Annotated in this window: 18 protein-coding genes; 9 read left to right on the top strand and 9 right to left on the bottom strand. The window is 70.9% G+C overall.

Features of this window, described 5'->3' with window-relative positions; all coding sequences use genetic code 11:
- Positions 1 to 236: 236 nt before the first annotated feature.
- From E6W39_RS02775 to E6W39_RS02745, 7 genes are all read right to left on the bottom strand, one after another.
- A complete protein-coding gene (locus E6W39_RS02775; protein WP_141632089.1) occupies positions 237 to 530 on the bottom strand; it encodes an MTH1187 family thiamine-binding protein in 294 nt (97 codons plus the stop codon).
- Between the two features lie 118 nt (positions 531 to 648).
- Positions 649 to 1,170, bottom strand: coding sequence for a hypothetical protein (locus E6W39_RS02770; RefSeq protein ID WP_141632088.1), 522 nt, complete (start codon positions 1,168 to 1,170; stop codon positions 649 to 651).
- Positions 1,171 to 1,373: 203 nt separating this feature from the next.
- Positions 1,374 to 2,384 carry a TIGR03842 family LLM class F420-dependent oxidoreductase gene (locus E6W39_RS02765; RefSeq protein ID WP_141632087.1) on the bottom strand — a complete coding sequence of 337 codons (1,011 nt, stop codon included), beginning with the start codon at positions 2,382 to 2,384 and terminating at the stop codon, positions 1,374 to 1,376.
- Positions 2,385 to 2,443: 59 nt separating this feature from the next.
- Positions 2,444 to 3,844, bottom strand: coding sequence for a dihydropyrimidinase (gene hydA, locus E6W39_RS02760; RefSeq protein WP_141632086.1), 1,401 nt, complete (start codon positions 3,842 to 3,844; stop codon positions 2,444 to 2,446).
- Positions 3,841 to 5,127, bottom strand: coding sequence for an aspartate aminotransferase family protein (locus E6W39_RS02755; protein WP_141632085.1), 1,287 nt, complete (start codon positions 5,125 to 5,127; stop codon positions 3,841 to 3,843). The genes hydA and E6W39_RS02755 overlap by 4 nt, the downstream gene beginning before the upstream one ends.
- A gap of 11 nt (positions 5,128 to 5,138) precedes the next feature.
- Positions 5,139 to 6,029, bottom strand: coding sequence for a nitrilase-related carbon-nitrogen hydrolase (locus tag E6W39_RS02750; protein ID WP_141632084.1), 891 nt, complete (start codon positions 6,027 to 6,029; stop codon positions 5,139 to 5,141).
- 249 nt (positions 6,030 to 6,278) lie between these two features.
- Entirely contained in the window at positions 6,279 to 7,178 is a 900-nt protein-coding gene (locus tag E6W39_RS02745) for a DMT family transporter (protein WP_141632083.1), read from the bottom strand.
- A 266-nt stretch (positions 7,179 to 7,444) separates the two neighbouring features.
- Between E6W39_RS02745 and E6W39_RS02740 the strand changes: the two genes are divergently transcribed.
- The 3 genes from E6W39_RS02740 to E6W39_RS02725 all read left to right on the top strand — a co-directional run bounded on the left by E6W39_RS02740 (position 7,445) and on the right by E6W39_RS02725 (position 10,435).
- On the top strand, positions 7,445 to 7,750 hold the full coding sequence (locus E6W39_RS02740; protein WP_141632082.1) for an antibiotic biosynthesis monooxygenase family protein: 306 nt from the start codon (positions 7,445 to 7,447) through the stop codon (positions 7,748 to 7,750).
- A gap of 793 nt (positions 7,751 to 8,543) precedes the next feature.
- A complete protein-coding gene (locus E6W39_RS02730) occupies positions 8,544 to 9,128 on the top strand; it encodes a winged helix-turn-helix domain-containing protein (protein WP_141637500.1) in 585 nt (194 codons plus the stop codon).
- A complete protein-coding gene (locus E6W39_RS02725) occupies positions 9,125 to 10,435 on the top strand; it encodes an MFS transporter (RefSeq protein ID WP_141632081.1) in 1,311 nt (436 codons plus the stop codon). Before E6W39_RS02730 ends, E6W39_RS02725 begins: the two co-directional genes overlap by 4 nt.
- A 60-nt stretch (positions 10,436 to 10,495) precedes the next feature.
- On the opposite strand, the gene E6W39_RS02720 is transcribed toward E6W39_RS02725, so the two are convergent.
- Together E6W39_RS02720 and E6W39_RS02715 are read right to left on the bottom strand one after the other, a co-directional pair.
- Positions 10,496 to 11,653, bottom strand: coding sequence for a lactonase family protein (locus tag E6W39_RS02720; protein WP_228717928.1), 1,158 nt, complete (start codon positions 11,651 to 11,653; stop codon positions 10,496 to 10,498).
- 212 nt (positions 11,654 to 11,865) lie between these two features.
- Entirely contained in the window at positions 11,866 to 12,780 is a 915-nt protein-coding gene (locus tag E6W39_RS02715; protein WP_228717927.1) for a phosphatidylinositol-specific phospholipase C, read from the bottom strand.
- A gap of 409 nt (positions 12,781 to 13,189) precedes the next feature.
- Here E6W39_RS02715 and E6W39_RS02710 point away from each other — a divergent pair, with 409 nt between their 5' ends.
- From E6W39_RS02710 to E6W39_RS02690, 6 genes are all read left to right on the top strand, one after another.
- Positions 13,190 to 13,516 (top strand): CU044_2847 family protein, encoded by a 327-nt coding sequence (locus E6W39_RS02710; RefSeq protein WP_181799061.1) that lies wholly within the window; start codon positions 13,190 to 13,192, stop codon positions 13,514 to 13,516.
- Positions 13,513 to 17,811, top strand: coding sequence for an nSTAND1 domain-containing NTPase (locus E6W39_RS02705; protein WP_181799060.1), 4,299 nt, complete (start codon positions 13,513 to 13,515; stop codon positions 17,809 to 17,811). The genes E6W39_RS02710 and E6W39_RS02705 overlap by 4 nt, the downstream gene beginning before the upstream one ends.
- Before the next feature lie 123 nt (positions 17,812 to 17,934).
- Positions 17,935 to 18,381 (top strand): hypothetical protein, encoded by a 447-nt coding sequence (locus E6W39_RS39025; protein WP_181799059.1) that lies wholly within the window; start codon positions 17,935 to 17,937, stop codon positions 18,379 to 18,381.
- Between the two features lie 493 nt (positions 18,382 to 18,874).
- Positions 18,875 to 19,156: a hypothetical protein gene (locus tag E6W39_RS02695; RefSeq protein ID WP_141632076.1), complete on the top strand. Its 282-nt coding sequence runs from the start codon at positions 18,875 to 18,877 to the stop codon at positions 19,154 to 19,156.
- Between the two features lie 172 nt (positions 19,157 to 19,328).
- Positions 19,329 to 19,502 carry a hypothetical protein gene (locus tag E6W39_RS40875; protein WP_228717926.1) on the top strand — a complete coding sequence of 58 codons (174 nt, stop codon included), beginning with the start codon at positions 19,329 to 19,331 and terminating at the stop codon, positions 19,500 to 19,502.
- 55 nt (positions 19,503 to 19,557) lie between these two features.
- Complete coding sequence (locus tag E6W39_RS02690) at positions 19,558 to 20,256, top strand: DDE-type integrase/transposase/recombinase (protein WP_228717925.1); 699 nt, start codon at positions 19,558 to 19,560, stop codon at positions 20,254 to 20,256.
- The last annotated feature ends 28 nt before the right edge of the window (positions 20,257 to 20,284 follow it).

The raw sequence follows: 20,284 nt of genomic DNA, 5'->3' as shown, positions 1-20,284 counted from the left end.
ACAGCAGTGTGATGGTAGTACTCGAAGGGGGTAGCCGGTGAATTGTTGGTTACGCGCGTAGCGTGCCCTTCGCGATTTGTTTACGCGCGTAGTGCAAGCCCCCTGACGATCGGTCAGTCGTCAGGGGGGGCGGGGTGTGCGGTGTGGCCGCAGCGACCGGGGCTGCGGCCGAGGTCAAGGCCGAGGTCAAGGCCGAGGCCGAGGCCAGGGTCGAGCCCGGGCCCGAGGGCAGCCGCTCAGCTTGCGAGGTGTCGCTCCAGCGACTCCATCTTGCGCGTCAGGCCGTCGGTCACCCCGGCCCGGTCGTCGATCTTGATCACTGTACTCACCCGGTTGGCGAACGGCTTGACCGCCTCGACGGCCGCTTTGATCACGGCCATCACCTCGTCCCAATCCCCCTCGATCGAGGTGAACATGGCGTCGGTCTGGTTGGGCAGCCCACTGGCGCGGACCACCTTGACGGCCGCCGCGACGGCTTCGGCGACATCCTCACCGGCCCCGAGCGGGGTGACACTGAATGCGGCGATCATGCGGGCGCTCTCCTCAACTGACTCTCGGCTCAGCCGACTCATGGCCGGATGCTCCGCATGCTGCCATATCCGATGGTCCGTCAGCCGACCTGGACACCACGCGGCAGTGGTACCGCCGTCAGCCGCCGTAGATGCCGCGGCACAGCTGCGCCTGATCCGAGTTGGGCGTCAACTGGCCGTACTGCTCGCCCAGTGCGCACATCCCGGTCCCACCGGCGGTCGGGGCCGGGTGCGACTCCGGCTGCGCCGGGGGGTGCGGGCCGGGGGACGGCTCGGGCCTGGCAGCGCCACCGGACTGCGGCGAGCGCGCGTGCGGGTGCGGGGCCGTCAAAGCCGAGGCCGACGGACCGGCCGGCGCCGGCACCTGCGGCCCGGCCGGGTCAGCGCCGGCCGGGACGGAACCGCCAGGGCTGGAACCGCTCGGGCCGGAACCGCCCGGCGCGGGGCTCGGCGGCAGCGCGATCGCGCTGTGCTCAACCTGGGCCCGGGGACTCGGCACCGACGAACCGGGCGACGGGCTGGGCGAGGAACTGCCCATGTTGACCAGGGGGCCCGGGCGCTCGACAGCACAACCGGTGACCGTGACCGCCGCCGAGAGGGCGAGACCGGCCAGCGCGGCTGCGGTGTTTCGATGGTCCATGGATGGTCCAACGAGCGACCCGGGCGAAGGCGACGCCCCGTCAACGCCGACGAGCCACGCTCACCCTCCGGCGGCCGGCCCAGGGCTCCGCACACGCCACCGCGGCTGGGGCACGGCCGCGCTCACGCCCCGGAAGCCGCCCCAGGGCCGCGCTCACGCCCCAGAGGCCGGCCCAGGGCCACGCCCACGCCCCCGCGACCGGCTCAGAGCCGCGGGATGATCTCGCTGCCGTACGCGTCGATGGTCGGCTCGATCGCGTCGTGCATCGCATAGACCGCGAACTGGTCCACGCCCAGCTCGCGCAGCCGCGCCAACCTGGCCAACTGCGCGTCGACCGGGCCGAGCAGGCAGAACCGGTCCACGATCTCATCGGGCACGAAGGCGGTGTCGGGGTTGCCGGCCCGCCCGTGGTGCGCGTAGTCGTACCCCTGGCGGCCCTTGATGTAGTCGGTCAGCGCTTCCGGCACCAGCTCGGAGTGCTCACCGTAGTGCCGGACCAGGTCGGCCACGTGGTTGCCGACCATGCCGCCGAACCACCGGCACTGCTCCCGCGCGTGCGCGAGCGCGGCGGGGGAGTCGTCGGCGGTGACGTAGGCGGGTGCCGCCACGCAGATGGTGACCGAGGCCGGGTCCCGGCCGGCCTCGGCGGCGGCCCGGCGGACCGCCTTGATCATGTACTCGGTGAGGAACGGGTCGGCCAGCTGCAGAATGTAGCCGTCCGCCTGATGCCCGGCGAGCGCCAGCGCCTTCGGGCCGTACGCGGCCATCCAGACCGGCAGCCGGCCGTCCCGCACCCACGGCAGCTGGAGCTCGGTGCCGTCCAGCTCGACGCTGCGTCCCTCGGCGAGCCCCTTGATCACCCGCATCGCCTCGCTCAGCCGGGCCAGGGTGGCGGGCTGCCGCCCGGCCACCCGCATCGCGGAGTCGCCGCGGCCGATCCCGCAGACCGTGCGGTTGCCGAACATGTCGTTCAGGGTGGCGAACGTCGAGGCGGTCACCTCCCAGCTGCGGGTGGACGGGTTGGTGACCATCGGGCCGACCGTCAACCGCTCGGTCTGCGCCAGGATCTGACTGTAGATCACAAAGGGTTCCTGCCACAGCACGGCGGAGTCGAAGGTCCAGCCGTGGCTGAAGCCGGCCGCCTCGGCGCGGCGCATCCGCTCCACCACCAGCCGTGCGGGCGGATCGGTCTGGAGCACGAGCCCGATGTCCATCGGCCAACCACCGTTCCTGAGAGAGAGTCAGAGCGAAGGGTCAGAGCGAACAGAGAGGGTCAGAGGTACTGGCAGGTGCCGCGGCGCAGGAACCGTCCGTGCCCGGCGCGCCCGAGCCACCGGCCGTCGTCCAGCACCACGGTCCCCCGGGAGAGCACGGTGCGCACCGCGCCCCGGATCCGCTGCCCCTCGTACGCCGAGTAGTCCACGTTCATGTGGTGGGTGGCGGCGGAGATCGTCTGCTCGGCCCCGGGGTCGTAGATCACCACGTCGGCGTCGGCCCCCGGGGCGATGGTGCCCTTGCGCGGGTAGAGGCCGAACATCCGGGCGGGCGCGGCACAGGCGATCTCGATCCAGCGGCGCCGGGAGATCCGGCCGTCCACCACCGCCTGGTGCAGCAGGTCCATCCGGTTCTCCACCCCGGGAAGCCCGTTGGGGATCTTGGAGAAGTCGTCCCGCCCGAGCTCCTTCTGCCCGACGAAGCAGAACGGGCAGTGGTCGGTCGAGACCACTTGGAGGTCGTCGGTCCGCAGCCGCTTCCACAGCTCCGCCTGGTGCTCGCGGGGTCGCAGCGGGGTTGAGCAGACGTACTTGGCGCCCGCGAAGTCGGGCTCGGCCAAGTTGTCGACGGAGAGGAAGAGGTACTGCGGGCAGGTCTCGCCGAAGACGGGCAGGCCCTGGTCGCGGGCGGCGGCCAGTTCGGCGGCCGCCGAGGCCGCCGAGACGTGCACCACGTAGAGCGGCGAACCGGCCACCTGGGCCAGCTTGATCGCCCGGTGGGTGGCCTCGGCCTCCAGCAACTCCCGCCGCACCTCGCCGTGGTGCAGCGGATCCGTGCGCCCGGCGGCCAGCGCCTGCGCCACCAGGACGTCGATGGCGATGCCGTTCTCGGCGTGCATCATGATCAGCGAACCGCTCTGGGCGGCCCGCTGCATGGCCCGCAGGATCTGCCCGTCGTCGCTGTAGAAGACGCCGGGGTAGGCCATGAACAGCTTGAAGGAGGTGGCCTCGCCGGAGTCGGTGAGCTGGTCCATCTCCTTGAGCACCGCGTCGTTGACGTCCGAGACGATGGTGTGGAAGGCGTAGTCGATGGCGCAGTTGCCCTCGGCCTTGGCGTGCCAGGCATCCAGGCCGGCCCGCAGCGAGCCGCCCATGGGCTGCACCGCGAAGTCCACGATGGTGGTGGTGCCGCCCCAGGCGGCGGCCCGGGTGCCGGTCTCGAAGGTGTCCGAAGCTTGGGTGCCGCCGAACGGCAGCTCCATGTGGGTGTGCGCGTCCACGCCGCCCGGAATGACGTAGCGGCCGGTCGCGTCGATGACGGTGTCGGCCTGCCAACCGGACGCCGCGGCGCTGCCGGTGGCGGCGAGGGCGACGACCGTCTGATCCTCGATCAGCACATCGGCCCGCAACTCGTCGGCGGCCGTGATGACCAACCCGTTGGTGATGTGGACCCGGCTCATGCTCCTGCCCTCCGCAGTGCCTCGATCAGTAGGTCGGCGCCCTCGCGGGCCTCCGCGTCGGTCAGGCTCAACGGCGGCGCGATCCGCAGCGTGTCACCGGACCGGCCGCCCTTGCCGAGCAGCAGCCCCAACTCGCGGGCGTGCTCCAGGGTTGCGGTGGCCGCGGCGGCGTCCCGCAGCGCGACGCCGATCATCAGGCCGCGCCCGCGCACCTCCCGCACCACCGGCAACTCGGCCGCCTCCAGCGCCGAGCGCAGCAGCGCCCCGGTGCGCCGGGCGTTCGCCTGCAGGTCGTGGGCGAGCAGATGGCGCAGGTTGGCGAGCGCGGCCGCGCAGGTGATCGGGCTGCCGCCGAAGGTGGAGATGGAGTTGGCGTCCAGGCAGTCCATCACCTCGGCCCGGGCCACCACGCCGCCCATCGACATGCCGTTGGCGATGCCCTTGGCGAAGGTGAGGACGTCCGGCGGGCCGGACTGCCCGTGCGCCTGCCAGCCCCAGAAGTGGTCGCCGGTGCGGCCCCAGCCGGTCTGCACCTCGTCGCTGATCCACAGGATGCCGTGCCGGTCCAGCACCTCCTTGAAGGCCGCCAACAACCCGTCCGGACCGTGGGTGAAGCCGCCGACTCCCTGGATCGGCTCGGCGATCAGCGCGGCCACCGTGCCCTCCGCCTGACCGAGCATGTCCTCCAGGTCCTCGACGCAGGCGGCGATGAACTCGGCGTCGGAGAACCGGGCGTAGGGCCCGCTGTCGCGCACCCCGCCGTGCACGTAGAGGGTCTGCAGCGGGGAGAGGCTGGTCGGCGACCAGGAGGTGTTGCCGGTGATGCCGACGGTGGAGAAGGAGCGGCCGTGGTAGCTGTTGCGCAGCGCCAGCACCTGGTTGGAGCGCCGGTAGGCGGTGGCCAGCAGCAGCGCCGCGTCATTGGCCTCGGTGCCGGAGGTCGTGAAGAACACCTTGGCGTCCGGGATCCCGGAGAGCTCCGCGATCCGCTCGGCCAACTCCACCATGGGGGAGGAGAGGTAGAGCGTGGACGTGTGCAGGATCCGGCCGGCCTGAGCGGCGACCGCCTCGGTGACCTCGGGCAGCGCGTGCGCGGTCATGGTGGTGAGGATGCCGCCGAAGAAGTCCAGGTAGCGGTTGCCCTCGGCGTCCCAGACGTGGCGGCCCTCGCCGTGGGTCAGCTCGATCGGCTCCCGGTAGTACGTCGCCAACCAGGCGGGCAGGACGGCGCGGTGGCGTTTGCGCAGCGCGGCAGTGCTTCCGGTTCGCTGACTGTCCGTCATCTGCCGCCCCCTCAGGCCTCGGTCAGCGGTCCGTACGCCTCCGGGCGCCGGTCGCGGTAGAACGCCCACTGCTGCCGGACCTGCTCGATCGCACTCAGGTCGAGGTCACGCACCAGCAGCTCCTCCTCCTTGTCGGAGGCCGCCTCACCGACCAACTGGCCGCGCGGGTCGACGAAGTACGAGGTGCCGTAGAAGTCGTTGTCACCGTACTCCTCGGTGCCGACCCGGTTGATGGCCGCGATGAAGTACGCGTTGGCGACGGCGGCGGCCGGCTGCTCCAGCTGCCAGAGGTAGGAGGACAGGCTGCGGCTGGTCGCGGACGGGTTGTAGACGATCTGGGCGCCCGCCAGGCCGAGCGCCCGCCAGCCCTCCGGGAAGTGCCGGTCGTAGCAGATGTAGACGCCCACCCTGCCGACGGCGGTGTCGAACACCGGCCAGCCGAGGTTGCCGGGCTTGAAGTAGTACTTCTCCCAGAACCCCTTGAGCTGCGGGATGTGGTGCTTGCGGTACTTGCCGAGGAAGCGGCCGTCGGCGTCGATCACGGCGGCGGTGTTGTAGTAGATGCCGGGCTGCTCCACCTCGTAGACCGGCACCACCATCACCAGGCCCAGTTCGGCCGCCAGCGCGGACATCCGGGTGACGGTCGGGCCGTCCGGCACCGGCTCGGCCCAGCGGTAGTGCTCCGGCTCCTGCACCTGGCAGAAGTACGGCGAGTTGAAGACCTCCTGGAACCCGATGATCTGCGCCCCCTGCGCCGCCGCTTCGCGGGCGTACCGCTCGTGGAGGTCGAGCATCGAGGCCTGGTCGCCGGGCCAGCGGGCCTGGACCAGCGCGGCGCGGACGATCTGGGTGGGGGCGGGCTGCGGTACTTGCGACGGTGACTGTGACGGCGACTGCGACATGGGAACCGCTCCTGAAGGGCTGGTGAGGCACAGGCGACTGGCGGGCTCCCGGTCAACCCGGCGAACGGGTGACGGGGCGGGCGGTTGGTATCCCTGATTGCTCCCCGTGCGGAGGGTGATCGAATCCCGACAGTCTGTCAGGGGAAGCCTCGAACCCGGTGGAACCGCTGACACTCCGCCGGTCGCGTCGGCACGGGAGGTCCTGCGTGCGCTGTGCCGGGAGGGTCGACCGGATGGGTCAGCCGCGGATCACTCGCTCGGTGGCGCCGGGGAGCCGTTGTTGCGTTCCGGCCCGCCCCCGCAGGCCGCCGGCATCGACGGGTGCCGGCCGATCACCACCACGCCGGTCACCATCGCCAGCAGCCCCAGCACCTCCCAGGTGAGCGCGCCCGGGGTGACCCGCAGCCGGTCACCCAGGAAGCCCACCGCGCAGGCGATGCCGGCCAGGGGCTGGGCGGCGGTGAGTGCCGGGAGCGATATCCGCAGCGGTGCCGCCTCGAAGGCGCTCTGCACCAGGAGCAGCCCGAAGACACCCAGGGCGACCACCGCGTACGGCTGCCAGCGGTGCAGGACGGAGAGCACCCCGCCGCTGTCCGCGATGCTCGCGGTGGCCCGGGTCAGCGCGTCCTGCAGCCCGTACAGCAGCCCGGCCGCCAGCGCCAGGATGGTCGCCTCCTCGAAAAGCGGCAGCCGGCGGGCCAGCGAGACCAGCAGCAGCGCCAGCCCGGCGACGATGCCGACGACGAGCCAGTGCCGCAGCTCATCGGCCGTCCGCCCGCCGCTGCGCGGGTCGCCGGCCAGGATGAAGGCGGTCACCCCCACGCCGAGCAGCACCACCCCGCCCCAGCCGGACCGGCCCAGCCGCTGCCGGGAGATCCGACTGGCCAGTGCCATCGCGAAGACCAGGTTGCTGGTCAGCACCGGCTCCACCTGGGAGACCTCGCCCGCGCCCAGTGCCAGTGCGCTGAGCACCAGGCCGATGATCATGATGCCGATGCCGAGCAGCCACTCGGGGATCCGGCACAGGTCGAGCAGCAGCCGCCAGCGCAGCAGGTCGGAGCGCGGGGCGAGTTGCGCCGCGTGCTGTTGCAGAACAAAGCCGAGGCCGAGGCAGCAGGCAGCGCCGACCGCCAGCAGAAAGACCGCCACTCAGGATCACCCTGTACTCCGTGTGGCCTGACCGCACCCCCACGGTCCCGGCCGAGTTGCCCGCCAGCGTACCTCCGGCCAGGCGACGGCGGGCCTGTTCCGCACAAGCTTGCGCGTGTCGATGGCAGGTGCGCGTGGCGGCGGACGCCGGGGGCGAGCGCCAGCTTGGCGCCGCCGGAGGCTCGGCGCTCCGATGGGGCCGGTGCCGCCCGGTCAACCGATACTGGACAGCAGGGAACCCCCCCCGCTTCCCTTCGGAGGCAGCGATGATCGTGCGGATCTGGGAGGCGCAGGTCGCGCCCAAGATGGTCGCCGAGCTCTGTGCGGTGCTGCAGGCCCAGGTGATGCCCCAGCTGGTCGGGCTCGACGGCTACCTGGGCGGCGAACTGCTGCGCTCGCTGCCGGACAGCACGCACCGGGTGCTCGTGGTCACCCGCTGGCGCGACGAGGAGGCGCTGCGCGGGTACGCGGGGCCGATGTGGGCGATGCGGCCGGTCGGGTCGGAGGGCGAGCTCGGCTATCTGGAGCATCCGCCGGAGGTGTCCCACTTCAGCGTGCTGACCAGCCAGTGAGGCCTGCCCGGGGGCAGGGACGAGTTGTCGCGGCAGCGAGGGACGGAGGGTTCATGGCCGAGCAGCGACCGATCCTGGTGACCGGTGCCGGTGGGGGCGTGGGCGGTGTCGGCCACCGGGTGGTGGCTGGCTGAGCTCGTCGGGGGTGGCGGTGCGGGCCATGGTGCACCGCGAGGACGAGCTGGCGCGGGCGCTGCGCGCGATGGACGGCGTCGAGGTGGTGGTGGGCGACCTGACGCGCGGATCCGATGTCGCCGCTGCCTCGATCCGGCGGGACGGCACGATCCGCCTGCCGTTCGGCAGCGCGCGAACCTCGCCGGTCGCCGCCCGGGACGTGGCCGACGTGGCCGTCCGGGTGCTGACCGACCCGGGACCGCATGTCGGGCACGTCTACGAGTTGACCGGGGCGGCGTCGCGGGACATGGCCGCCATCGCCGCCGAACCGTCCGGGATCCTGGGCCGCCCGGTGGAGTACGTCGACGTTCCGTACGAGCGGTGGCGCACCGAGGACCTGGCGGCGGCCGGCCTGGACCCGCACGTGGGCGAGCACATCGCCACGATGGCCAGGTTGCACGGTGAGAACCGGTACGACCGCTCGACCGGGGACGTCGCGGCCCTCCTCGACCGCCGGCCCTCCGGGCTCGACGCCTTGGTGGAGAGCAGGTGGCCGGCGCCTTCTGAGGCCCCGGGCCCGCACGCCACCCGGTCAGCCCCTGACGAGTGCAAAGACTTCTTTGCGATTAATCGCAAAGAAGTCTTTGCAAACATCTCTTTGCGGTCTACGGTGAACCGCATGAGCGACCCCACGCCCAACCTCGTCGTCCTCGACGCCAAGGGCCTACGCGCCCTCGCCCACCCCGTCCGGGTCCGGCTGCTCGGGCTGCTGCGCCGTCACGGACCCTCCACCGCCACCAAGTTGGCCGCCGGGCTCGGGCTCACCTCGGGCGCGACCAGCTACCACCTGCGCCAACTCGCCGCCGCCGGCTTCGTGGTCGAGGACACCGAGCGCGGCAACGCCCGGGAGCGCTGGTGGCGGGCACTGCACGCCGGCACCAGCCTCAACGACATCGAACTGGCCAACAGCGAGGCCGGCCAGGAGTACCTGCAGTCGGTCATCGCCGCCCACACCCTGCGGGTCCAACGCGCCGTCAACGAACTGCCGACGATGGCCAGTCCATGGCGGGAGACCTTCGACCTCAGCGACTGGTCGCTGCGCCTGACGCCCGAGGAAGCCCAGCAACTGAACGCCGAACTCGCCGAAGTGGTCCGCCGCTACCGCCGCGACCTGCCCGACGTCGCCGACGCCGCACCCGAGGGGACCGCGCGCATCGGCCTGATCATCCAGCAGATACCGGAACTCCCGGAGGCAGACCAGTGAGGGCGTTAACCTGGACGCCGCGTCCGCTCACCCGCCTGCTCCTCGCCAACGGTGTCTCCCTGCTCGGCACCCGGGTCGCCGCCATCGCGCTGCCCTGGTTCGTCCTGGTCAGCACCGGCAGCGCGGCCCGCACGGGCCTGGTCGCCGCCTGCGAATTGACGCCGTATGTGATCTCCAAGGCGTTGAACGGACCGCTGGTGGACCGGGTCGGGGCCCGCAGGGTCTCGGTCACCGCCGACCTGCTCAGCGCCGTCGCCGCCGGCCTGGTGCCGCTGCTGCACGCCGCCGGGCTGCTCTCCTTTCCGCTGCTGCTGGTGCTCGCCGCCCTGTTGGGCACCGTGCGCGGGCCCGGCGACCTCGCCAAGTACGTGATGGTGCCGGAGCTGGCCGAGCGCGCCGGGCAGCCACTGGAACGGGCCAGCGGGCTGGTCTCGGTGGCCGAACGGCTGTCCCAGGGAACTCTCGGACCGGCGGTCGGCGGACTGCTGGTGACGTTCTGCGGGCCGATGCTCGCGGTGCTGGTCAACGCCGGTTCGTTCGTGGTGGTCGCACTGGTCGTCGCCTTCGGTCTGCCGCACGGCAGCGGTGCGCCCACGCTGCCGACCGCACCCGCTGAGCCGGACCGGGAGGAGCAGGAGCCGGGCTACTGGCGGCGGTTCGGCGAGGGACTGGCGTTCCTGCGCTCCGATCGCCTGCTGTTCGCCCTCACGGCGATGGTGACCGCCACCAACCTCCTGGACGCGGCGTTCACCTCGGTGCTGCTGCCGGTCTGGGTCGAGCGGTCGGGACACAACGCGAGCGTGCTCGGCCTGCTGTTCGCGGCGAGCGGGTTCGCTGCGGTGGGCGGCAGCCTGATCGCCACGGCCATCGCCCACAAGCTGCCCCGGCGGCTGGTCTTCTTCCTGGCCTTCCTGTTCGCCGGTGCGCCCCGGTTCATCGCACTGGCGCTCGGGCTGCCGCTGCCCGTGATCGTGGTGGTCTTCGTCTGCAACGGCTTCTCCGCCGGCTTCATCAACCCGATCCTGGGCGCGATCGACTACGAGCGGATCCCGCGCCACATGCTCGGCCGGGTGGGCGCCATCGGTGACGCGCTCGGCTGGGCCGGTATCCCGCTGGGCGGGATCCTCGCCGGGTTCGCGGTCGGTGCGGCCGGCCTGGTGCCGGCCCTGCTGATCGGCGGTATCGCCTATGCGCTGGTCACCAACCTGACCGGCCTGCGGCCCGAGTGGCGTGCGATGGACCGCAAGCCCGAGGTGACTGACGAGGTGTCAGTGGCCGAGGTTGAGGCGGTCCCGAGTCTCAACTGACGTTGCCCTGCCAGAAGGACCGCGTCTCCCGCCCGAGGGCGGGAGACGCATGAGTGGGGCTCAGAAGGCGACGATGCCCTCGCCGCCGACGCCGCCCGGGACGGTCTGCGAGCCGATCGGGGTGAGCGAGCCGTCGTCGTTGACGGTGAACTCGTCGATGATGCCGTTGACGCCGGTCTGGACGTAGAGGTGGTGGCCGTCGGAGGAGACGGCCGCGTCGGTCGTGCCGGGGTCGGTGGGCGTGTTGCCGAGGAGGGTGAGCTGCCGGCCGTGGTCGGCGGTGCGAATGCCGGTGAGGGTCGAACTGCCCGCGTTCGAGACGAAGAGCAGGTCCCCGACCGCGACGACCCAGCAGGTGGCGGACTGGCCGGTGGCCACTGAAGCCTTCTCGGCGGCCCTGCCGTCGGCCCGGACCCGGAAGGTGGCCAGCACGTTCGGGCCGGCCTCGGTCAGGAACAGGCCGTGCCGGCCGTTGGGCACGAAGCCGAACGGCACCGCGCCCGGCACGGTCGTGACCGTGGGGGAGTCGGCGGGAGCCCCGGAGGAGTCGAGCGCGAAGACGTCGATGGCGTTGCCGTTGGCCTTGGTGGTGACCACCAGCTGCGAGCCGTCGGCAAGGAAGCCGACCTGCCCCGGGGTGTTGGTGAACTGCGGTTTGGCGTTGGGGTCCAGGCCCAGGGCGCGGTTCCAGTGCGTCTTCCGCTTCAGGTGTCCGTCCACTACGCGGTAGCCCTGGATCGAGCCGCGGTTCAGCGCGTTGAGCACATAGACCACGTCGCCGTGCACCGCGACGCTGACCGGGAAGGTGCCGCAGGACTCGACCTGCTCGACCAGCTTCAGCCGATCGCCGTCCACGGTGAACACCGAGACGGTGTTGCTGCCGGCATTCACCGCGTACAGCAGTGCGTGCTCCGGGTCGTAGGTCAGCGAGCCCTGCGAGGCCAGGTGGTCGGCGACCGAGCCCTGCAGCACGCCGCCGAGGCCGCCGGTGTCGTACACCGCCGTCTGGGTGAGTCGTCCGTCGTCCGCGCGGTGGTAGGCGACCACCTGGTTGCCGGCGGGATTGTTGGTCTGCGCGAACACGGCGTGGTGGGCGTGCGGTCGGCCGTCGTCCGCGCGCGCGGCGGCGGTGGCGGAGGCTGTGGCTGCCGGGGCGCACACGGCCGCCGCCGCGAGGGCGGTGGCCGCGGCCACGCCGGTGAGGAGGATCCTTCGCACGATCTGCTGCTCCTTCGGGGATCGGTGGAAACGTCCTGCTCGGAGGCTGTGGCGTGGTCCGGCCGTCGGGAGTCCACCTGCGCGTTCGTGCGACTGGAAGGGCAGCGCCGCAGTTCCAACCGGGTACGTTATGTGACGATCCATCAGGATTCGGGGAGGTGCTGCGGCGGGCCCGTCGCTTCACCCGGAAGGAGTCGGGGGGAACCTTTCCGTCAGGCGCCGAAGTTGAGGCCGTACCAGGCAGCCGGCGAGGTCGTGGTGACGAAGTCCATCGGGACGACGCCCAGCGCCGGGCGGCTGGCGTGGTCGAGCCCCGCGAGGTAGCCGGCGAGGTCGGAGTTCATGGCGTCCGCCGCCTGGCGCGGCCACAGGCCCCAGCCGGAGGAGGAGGTGAAGGTGATGAAGAGCCGCTGCGGATCGGTGGCGGCCTGGGCGGCGTTCAGGTGGGCGGAGACTTCGGGCCACTTGCGCCCGTTGAAGTCGAAGATGGTGCCGATGTCGTAGTCGTCCTCCAGGTCCATCAGCGGACCGTTCCAACCGACGCCTGGCAGGCCGCCGTTGTCGGCGAGCAGCACCACTCGGCCGCGCACCTCGCCCAGGGTCGGGATCCGGTTCTCCATCCAGAACAGGCCGGGCCAACGGCTGAGGTAGGTGTTGAAGATGGCCGCGAAGTCCGCGTCGGAGACCGTCGAGTACTCCTGCTTGACCCGCATCAGCACTGTTTCGCCCGGATGTTGGGCGAGGAAGGCCTGGCAGTCGTTGAGCACGTCACCGAAGAAGATGTTCTGGAAGAACTGCGAGTGGTGGATCGCGAAGACGCCGTTGATCGCCCGGCAGCGCATGTCCAGGAAGCGGATTCCGGCGGTGAGTTGGTCGGGCACCGACAGGTTCTGGCACTGGACGAGCGGGCCGTCGTAGAGGGCGCAGGTGTCATGGGTGCCGGGGATGGTCAGCCGGGCCAGTGGTGCGCTGTCCGGCAGGCCGGCCAGCCAGTCCGCGCCGCCGGGCAATGAGGCGGCCCGGGCGGTGCCGAGAGCGCCGAGCCCGGCCAGCGCACCGGCCGCGCCGAGCACGACCGCCGAGCGGGTGAAGGTACGCCGACTCAGTTGAGGTCCGGTCAGATCCACGGATGGAACTCCCTTGGTAGCCATGAAGGTTCATTGATCTGGCATGCACACTATTGGTGGAGGGGGCCCTGTGCCCAGGGGCGGGACGAACGCGTTCACGGCTGGCTGGGGCGAGGGCATGACGCCCGCTGCCCTCGCGCTGACTCGGAGTTCCTGACCTTCTGATCGAGCGCCACGCCGTCGGCGCAGCTGGACACGTTTTCGTGAATGAGGCGGTGCGCAGCGTATCTACCCGATGAGGTGAAGAAGGACAAATCGATTCTGCATGCCGAATCCAGGGCTGGGTGCGATTGTGCTGGCGCGGCTCGGGCAAGGGGGTCCTAGGCCTAGTTGACGGGCCATCACTTTCTGAGCTGCACTGGCTAGTACCGCGACTGGAGTCGACGGTCGGCTGGGAGGCGGTGCTGCGGTGTATCTTCGTGTGCCTTTCGAGGATGGCGGGACGTTTCTCGTCGAGCTCCCGGAGGATGAGGCTTCCGGCGTGGTCCGGGCGACCCGCGGTGGCGAACTGCTCGAATCTGCCAGCGAAACCTTCGAAGCAGGCCTGGCCCGAGTCCGACAGATGGCGGCAGCGCTGCTGGAGCGACTGGCCGACCTGCCCAGGAGTCCGGACCGGATCCGAGTGGAGTTCGGGATCCAGCTCACCGGTGAAGCCGGGATGGTGGTGACCAAGGTCGGCGGTGAAGCGCACATGATCCTGGAGATGGAGTGGACTCCCGGCGAGGGCGGCGAGTGAGCCGACCCGACGGGCCGGGTGGTGCGGGCAGTGCGGGCTGGGAGCGCGCGACCGCCCGTGTCCTTCGCGAGGGAGAACCCGTCGGTGTCGCGTTTCTCATCCCCGGGGACCTCCTGATCACCTGCGCCCACGTCATCTCCGAGGTCGCCGGGCTCGACGAGGACCAGCCGCTCCCCGAGAACTTCGCCGTGACCGTTGACTTCCCGCTCGCGTCCGGAAAGCCCCGGGTCGGTGCCACCGTGCACTTCAGCGTGCCGGTGGCCGCCGACAACAGCGGTGACGTCGCCGTCCTGCGGCTGACCGGGCAACCGCCGCCGGACGCCGTGCCGATGCGGGTCCTGGAAGCCGACGATCTGGCCGGACACCGCTGGCGGGCCTTCGGATTCCCGAGTTACCCCGGGTCACAGGGCAACAAGGACGCCGGGATCTGGACCTCCGGCACCGTCGCCGGCCGCGAGGGCACCGGCTGGTGGCAGCTGACCCGCGACGAGCAGGCAGGGTTCCCGCTGGCCCGCGGCTTCAGTGGAGCACCCGTGTGGGACGAGGAGTACCAGGGAGTGGTCGGCGTCGTGGTCGCGGTCGAGAAGGACCAGCGGCGCCGCACCGGCTATGCGCTGACCGTGGAGTCCCTCGCCCGCGAGTGGCCGCAGCTGCGCTCACGACTGCTTTCCGACAGCCCGTTCCGGGAACTGTGGCCGTTCACCGAACTGGACGGCGCGGTCTTCCACGGACGCACCGACGAGACCCGCCGACTGCTCGAACTCCTCGATGAGCAGCGGGTGCCGGTGATCCCGGTCTTCGGCGCGTCGGGTGTCGGGAAGTCCTCGCTGGTCGGCGCCGGGCTCCTGGCCCAGGCGGACCCGGCCATCCATCTGACCGCCAAACTGCCGCACGGGCTGCGGCTGACCGCGGAGGAGCTGCTGGCCTGGGCGCTGACCGCCGCGGGTGACACGGACACCCGAGGGGCCGACTGGCACGACCGCTGGGAAGCCCTCGCCCGGCAACTAACCGACGAGCGCGGTCTGCAGCTCGCCGTCGAGCAGACCCTGGCCCAGCACCGGGGCAGATCCCGGCTCCTGCTCGTGGTCGACCAGTTCGAGAGCCTGCTCGCGGACGCCCCGGAGACCGCCCGGCGGTTGGACACCATGCTGGGTGTCCTCACCGCGCGCCGGGCTGACGGAAGCCGACCGGCCCAGGCGGTCGTCGTCACCCGGATCGACTTCCTGCACCACATCGAGGAACAGCTCCCCGTCCTACGGGCAGCCTGGGAGTCGACCCACGTCGTGGTACCTCCGATGACGCGGGAGCAACTGCGCCAGGTCGTCACGCGTCCGCTGGAGGGGTACGGCGGTGTCCGCTTCGCCGAGGGCCTGGCCGAGCAACTGGTGCGTGACACCCCGCACGGCGCTGCCGCGCTGCCGCTGCTGGAGTACACCCTGAGTCAGCTGTGGGCGCGGCAGGAGCGGGGCGTCCTCACCGCCACCGCCTACCAGGAGCTGGGCGGCGTCGAAGGCGCCCTGGTCGGCAACGCGGAGCACACCCTGTGGGAGTGGGCTGACGCCTCCGAACGCCGGGCATTGGAACGAATCTTCATTCAACTCGTGCGCCCCGGCGAGGAACTGGACGCCGGAGAGCGCGGGCCCGACACTCGCCGGGTCGCCGATCGCCCCCAGTTCTCCGAAGCCGACTGGGCGTTGGTCCATCGACTGGCCAGCACCCGACTGGTCGTTGTGACCCGCCGCCCGACCGGCCTCGACACCGCTGAACTCGCCCATCAGGCACTGGTGGAGAGCTGGCCACGGCTGAAGGACTGGGTCGAGGCCAATCGTGACTTCCGCAGTTGGCAGGAGGAACTGCGGCGCTCCGAACGCAGCTGGCAGGAGAGGGGTCGGCCCGCTTCGCTCGCGCTCGACCGGGAACGGATCGCCGATGCGCAGCGGTGGCTTGACAGCAGGGCGGCCGAAATCTCCGCCGAGGAGCTGAAGTTCGTCGAGGAGAGCCGGCGAGTCCGGGCGCGTGAGCGGCGGCGGCGCGGAATCTTCGCCCTGGTGATCTGCGTGGCGCTCGTGGCGGCATCGCTTGCGACGGTCATCGCGTTCCAACAGAACCAGAAGAGCAGCGTTCAGCAGCGTGCAAACCTGTCGCGCAGACTCGCCGCACAAGCCGCCGGGCTGGACTCCTCACAACCTGACCTTGCCAAACAACTGCGCATCGCCGCGTACCACCTTGCCCCGACGCACGAGGCGCTCGACGCCCTGTCGACCGGCGTGCCGCTCCCCGGGAGCATCGCCGCACCAGGCGCGACCGCGGTGAGCGTGGGTGGCGGCCTGCTTGCCATCGCCACCGACCGGACGCTGCGCCTGTGGGACCTAGCTTCCCATGCGGACCGCGCCCAGCTGACCCCCGCCGGCGGGGTCTCGACCATCGCGCTCAGTACGGACGGCCACCTGCTGGCCACCGGGTCCGGGCAGGGCACGGTCCAGCTGTGGGACACCGGTCAGCCAGCCGCACCGCGCCTGCTGGCCGAGCTCGCCACCGCGCACGGCCCGGTCCAGAGCCTGGCGTTCGCGTCGGGCGGCCAGGTGCTGGCGAGCGCGGGCTGGGACCACCTGGTTCGGGCCTGGCAACTTGCCGACCCCACGCACCCCCGGTCCAGCCCACCCTTGGGGGGAAACACCGACGCGGTCGCAGGAGTGGCGGTCAGTCCGGACGGCCGAACGCTGGCCAGCGCGGGCCTGGACCACAGCGTACGGCTGTGGGACCTGTCCGACTTCGGAAACCCGGCTGCGCTCGCCATGCTGACGACGCCTCAGGGCGTCAGGGCGGTCGCCTTCGATCCGGCGGGTCGCACCGTGGCGGCCACCGGTGACGACAGCGCCGTACACGTGTGGGATGTCACCGATCCGCACTCGCCACGCCCGACGGTGGTGCTGTCCACAGCCACCACACCACTGGCTGCCCTGGCGTTCAGTCCGAGCGGCAGGCTGCTCGCGGCCACCGGTGCGACCCCCAGCGCCACCGGGACGCTGCTGTGGGACGTCTCGGATCCTGCCCAGCCGGCGGCGCTACCGGCCCTGACCGGCGGAAGCGGCGCGTTGGCCTTCACACCTGACGGGCGAATGATGGCCACCCTTGACCAGACGGTCCGCGCCACCCGGGCCCCCGATGACGAGGTGCAGCTCTGGGACGTCGGCGGCGGCTCGGTCCGAGCGGCATTGGCCACTATCGCCCAGCCTGGGGTCACCACCAGCCTCACGCTCACGAGCACCGCCCTCACAGCGGACGGCCGCCTGCTGGCCGACGGCGGCGCGGGCGCGGTCAACCTGTGGGACGTCAGCAACCCCGACCGACCGACCCTGGCGGCCAGCATGCCGGACACCGGCAACAGTGTGGCGATCTCCGGACACATCCTCGCGATCGGGGGCGGCGGTGGCGTGACGTTCTGGGACCTGACCGATCATCAGCATCCCGCCAAGATCGGTTCGGTCCACCTAGGTGGGAACCAGCCCGACGAGCCGGTCGCCATGGCCTTCAGCCCCGATGGGCGGCTGCTGGCCGCCCACTTCATCTCCGACCGTCGACTGCGCGTCGTCGCGGTAGCCGACCCATCGGCCCCCACCATCCTGGCCACCCAGATCACCGACGGCGCCGGCACCCCGAGCTTCGGCCCGCAGGGCGCGGTACTGTCACTCAGCCACGACACCACCGCCGACAGCGGGAGTCCCACCGACGGACTCTGGGATCTGCGCAACCCGGCTCAACCGATGCCGGCAGCCACGGTCTTGGCCCGCCTGGGACCGTCCACCGCAACCGTGCTGTCGCCCAGCCAGCCCATCCTGGCCACGGCGAACGCCGACGGGACGCTCAGCCTGTGGGACATCCGCGATCTCGCCGCGCCGAAGGCATTGGGCACCGCCACCGGGGGCACCACGCGGCTCTCAAGGCTGCGGTTCAGCCCGGACGGCAAGGCGTTGGTCGGCGCCGACACCGGCGGCGGCCTCCATCTCTGGGATGTCGCCGACCCCGAACACCCCAGTCAGACCGCCGACTTCGCCCAGCCGTCCGAAGTCGTCGGACCCTGGCTGGAGCTGTCCGACCCGCTCCCCGGCCGCGACCGACTCGTCGTCAGCCCCGGCCCGTCTGAGATCGCCGAGCTCTGGGACACCAGTCCCAGGGACCAGGTCAAGCGTCTGTGCGCGACAGTCGGAGATGTGCTCAGCAAGGCCCAGTGGCACCAGTACATCACCGAGACCGGCTATGCCGCTCCATGCGGCTCAGGCAGCAGCACGTCTTGATGCGCTACCGGATCCCCTGAAGGAGTCACCTTGATTCCGTTCCCACTGACCCGCCGCACCGCATCCGGACGCCGGCAGCTCGGCTTGTCGGGCGTCCTCCTGGCCGTGGCGACGGCGTCCGCCGTGACCGCCGCCTGCGGCAGCGGCAGCCACCCGCCGAAGAGTCAGCCAACCACCAGTGCCCCGGCCGGCAGCGCGTCTCCGTCGAGCGGGCCGGGCGACTTCTCCGTGTTCGCCGGATCGTGGAGCGGCCACGGCGGTGGGCTGACCATCACCTCGGACGGCTCTTTCAAGCTCGGCAAACGCATCTATATCAGCTGCGACCAAGCCCCGATGCCGTGCGACTCGTTCGCCCCCGACGGCGGCATCCTTGACGGGGATCGCGCCTCCGGACAGCTCAGCGGGACTGACGGGACCACCGCTACTGGCACGGTGACCGACACCACCGATCCGAGCTGGCTCCCCACCGGGCCCATCAGCATGACCCTGACCCCGAGCACTGACAGCATTTCCATTGCCGGAACCAACTTCTGCGGCCCGAACGCCCCGGCCGGCACCTGCGGTGCCTGATGCGTGACTGCGAGACATCCGGCGGTGCGGCACTGATCGTCATGCGTCGAGGGCCGGTGCCCAGCCATCGCGCTCCTGAGACGACCCATGCGCGCACGAGCTCCAGGAAGTGACATCAAGGTCCCGCAGGCGGTCATGCACGCGGAGCAGTGGGGCGACCACGCGCCGGTCACGGTGGAGTACGCGGACCTGGCATAGCCGCCCTGCCTGCGGTGGCCCACCGAACGATTGTCCTGCCAGTGCGGGCCCAGCCCGGAGGTGCACGCTGGAAGGGGATCACGGCAACCAGGGCATGCCGGCGGCTGCGGCCCGTCGGCTGCCGAGGCGATCCCGAGCGGCGATCGGGCTGGATCGGCGAGGCGGTCCTGCCAGGAGGTGGCCATGCGCGATGACGACTCGCTGGAGCAGGTGGCGCCCTCTCTGTCAGCCTTGGGTGATACATCCCGCTTTGTCGGGTTAGCCTGAGAGGGCCCGAGTAGGAGTTCCACCCCTGATGACCAGCAGTAACCCGTCCAGCACTGACCCGGCTCCCCGGCCGAAGCGCTGCACGTTCAGCCCCGAGTACAAGCTGCGGATCGTCGCCGAGTACGACGCCGCACCCGAGGGCGAGAAGGGTGCGGTCCTGCGCCGCGAGCGCCTGTACCACTCGCACGTCACCGAGTGGCGGGCCGCGCGCGACGCCGGGGCCCTGGAGAACCTGGTCGACCGCCGTACGAGCCCGGCCCGTCCGAAGAAGTCCACCGCCGAGGTCGAAAACGAGAAGCTGCGCCGCTAGGTGGAACGGCTGGAGAAGGAACTCGCCCGGAACAAGGCCGCGTTGGAGGTCCTGGGAAAAGCTTCGGCGCTCTTGGAGATGATCTCCGAGAGCGCGGACTGAGGCATGCCGCCGACCCGGTCGTGGAAGAGGCGTTCACCGCCGTCGAACACGAGCTGGGTACCACGGCCGCGTGCCGGCTGATCGGCTTCTCCCGGGCCACCCACTGCCGCAGACTGAAACCGCCGCCCGCGCGCCAACCCTGACGGCCGAAGAGCGCGAAGCGGTCCTGACGTTGATGAACGACCCCGAGTACGCCGAGCTGCCGCCCGCGCAGATCTGGGCCCGTGAACTGGATACCGGGTGATACCACTGCTCGGTCTCCATGATGTACCGAATCCTCCGCGAACGCGGGCAGTCGGGTGAGCGACGCCGCCAGGCCACCCATCCGGCCAAGACGGTGCCCGAACTGGTCGCCGACGGCCCCTCCTAGGTGTTCACCTGGGACATCACCAAGGGCCGCCGGCCCCCGTAAGGGCGTCTGGTACCACGCCTACGTCATCATCGACATCTACAGCCGCTACATCGTCGGCCACACCGTCGAAGCGGCCGAATCAGCCGAACGGGCCGAAGAGTTGATCCGCGAGACCATCGCGCGCAACGGCATCGTCCCCGAGACCGTGCACGCCGACCGCGGCACCTCGATGACCTCCAAGAAGGTCTCCCGGCTGCTGATCGACCTCGGCGTCGCCCGAAGCCACTCACGCCCCAAGGTCTCCAACGACAACCCCTACAGCGAGGACCAGTTCAAGACCACCAAGTACATGGCCGACTTTCCGAAACGCTTCGATTCCCTGGCCCACGCCCGCGAATGGTTCGACGCCTTCATCTCGTACTACAACCACGAGCACAGGCACTCGGGCATCGGACTCCACACGCCCGCCAGCGTCCCCTTCGGCACCGCCGAGGAGATCCGCGACCAGCGGGCCGTCACCCTCGCCGAGGCATACGCACGGCACCCCGAACGCTTCGGCCGCCGCCCCCGACCGCCCGAGATACCGCAGACGGCCTGGATCAACGACCCGGCCAAGCGCAGGGAACCCGCACCACAAACCTCATAGCCTGACGACCGTCTCGGGTCTGTCCAAT

Source organism: Kitasatospora acidiphila (assembly GCF_006636205.1).
Lineage (GTDB): Bacteria > Actinomycetota > Actinomycetes > Streptomycetales > Streptomycetaceae > Kitasatospora > Kitasatospora acidiphila.
The sequence above is the reverse complement of the archived record's forward strand: the minus strand, read 5'-3'. Positions and strand labels throughout refer to the sequence as shown.

What these genes read in the sequence shown, in the direction of transcription:
- E6W39_RS02775 (WP_141632089.1), bottom strand. Translation starts at nt 530, where the DNA reads ATGATCGCCGCATTCAGTGTCACCCCGCTCGGGGCCGGTGAGGATGTC.
- E6W39_RS02770 (WP_141632088.1), bottom strand. Translation starts at nt 1,170, where the DNA reads ATGGACCATCGAAACACCGCAGCCGCGCTGGCCGGTCTCGCCCTCTCG.
- E6W39_RS02765 (WP_141632087.1), bottom strand. Translation starts at nt 2,384, where the DNA reads ATGGACATCGGGCTCGTGCTCCAGACCGATCCGCCCGCACGGCTGGTG.
- hydA (WP_141632086.1), bottom strand. Translation starts at nt 3,844, where the DNA reads ATGAGCCGGGTCCACATCACCAACGGGTTGGTCATCACGGCCGCCGAC.
- E6W39_RS02755 (WP_141632085.1), bottom strand. Translation starts at nt 5,127, where the DNA reads ATGACGGACAGTCAGCGAACCGGAAGCACTGCCGCGCTGCGCAAACGC.
- E6W39_RS02750 (WP_141632084.1), bottom strand. Translation starts at nt 6,029, where the DNA reads ATGTCGCAGTCGCCGTCACAGTCACCGTCGCAAGTACCGCAGCCCGCC.
- E6W39_RS02740 (WP_141632082.1), top strand. Translation starts at nt 7,445, where the DNA reads ATGATCGTGCGGATCTGGGAGGCGCAGGTCGCGCCCAAGATGGTCGCC.
- E6W39_RS02730 (WP_141637500.1), top strand. Translation starts at nt 8,544, where the DNA reads ATGAGCGACCCCACGCCCAACCTCGTCGTCCTCGACGCCAAGGGCCTA.
- E6W39_RS02695 (WP_141632076.1), top strand. Translation starts at nt 18,875, where the DNA reads ATGACCAGCAGTAACCCGTCCAGCACTGACCCGGCTCCCCGGCCGAAG.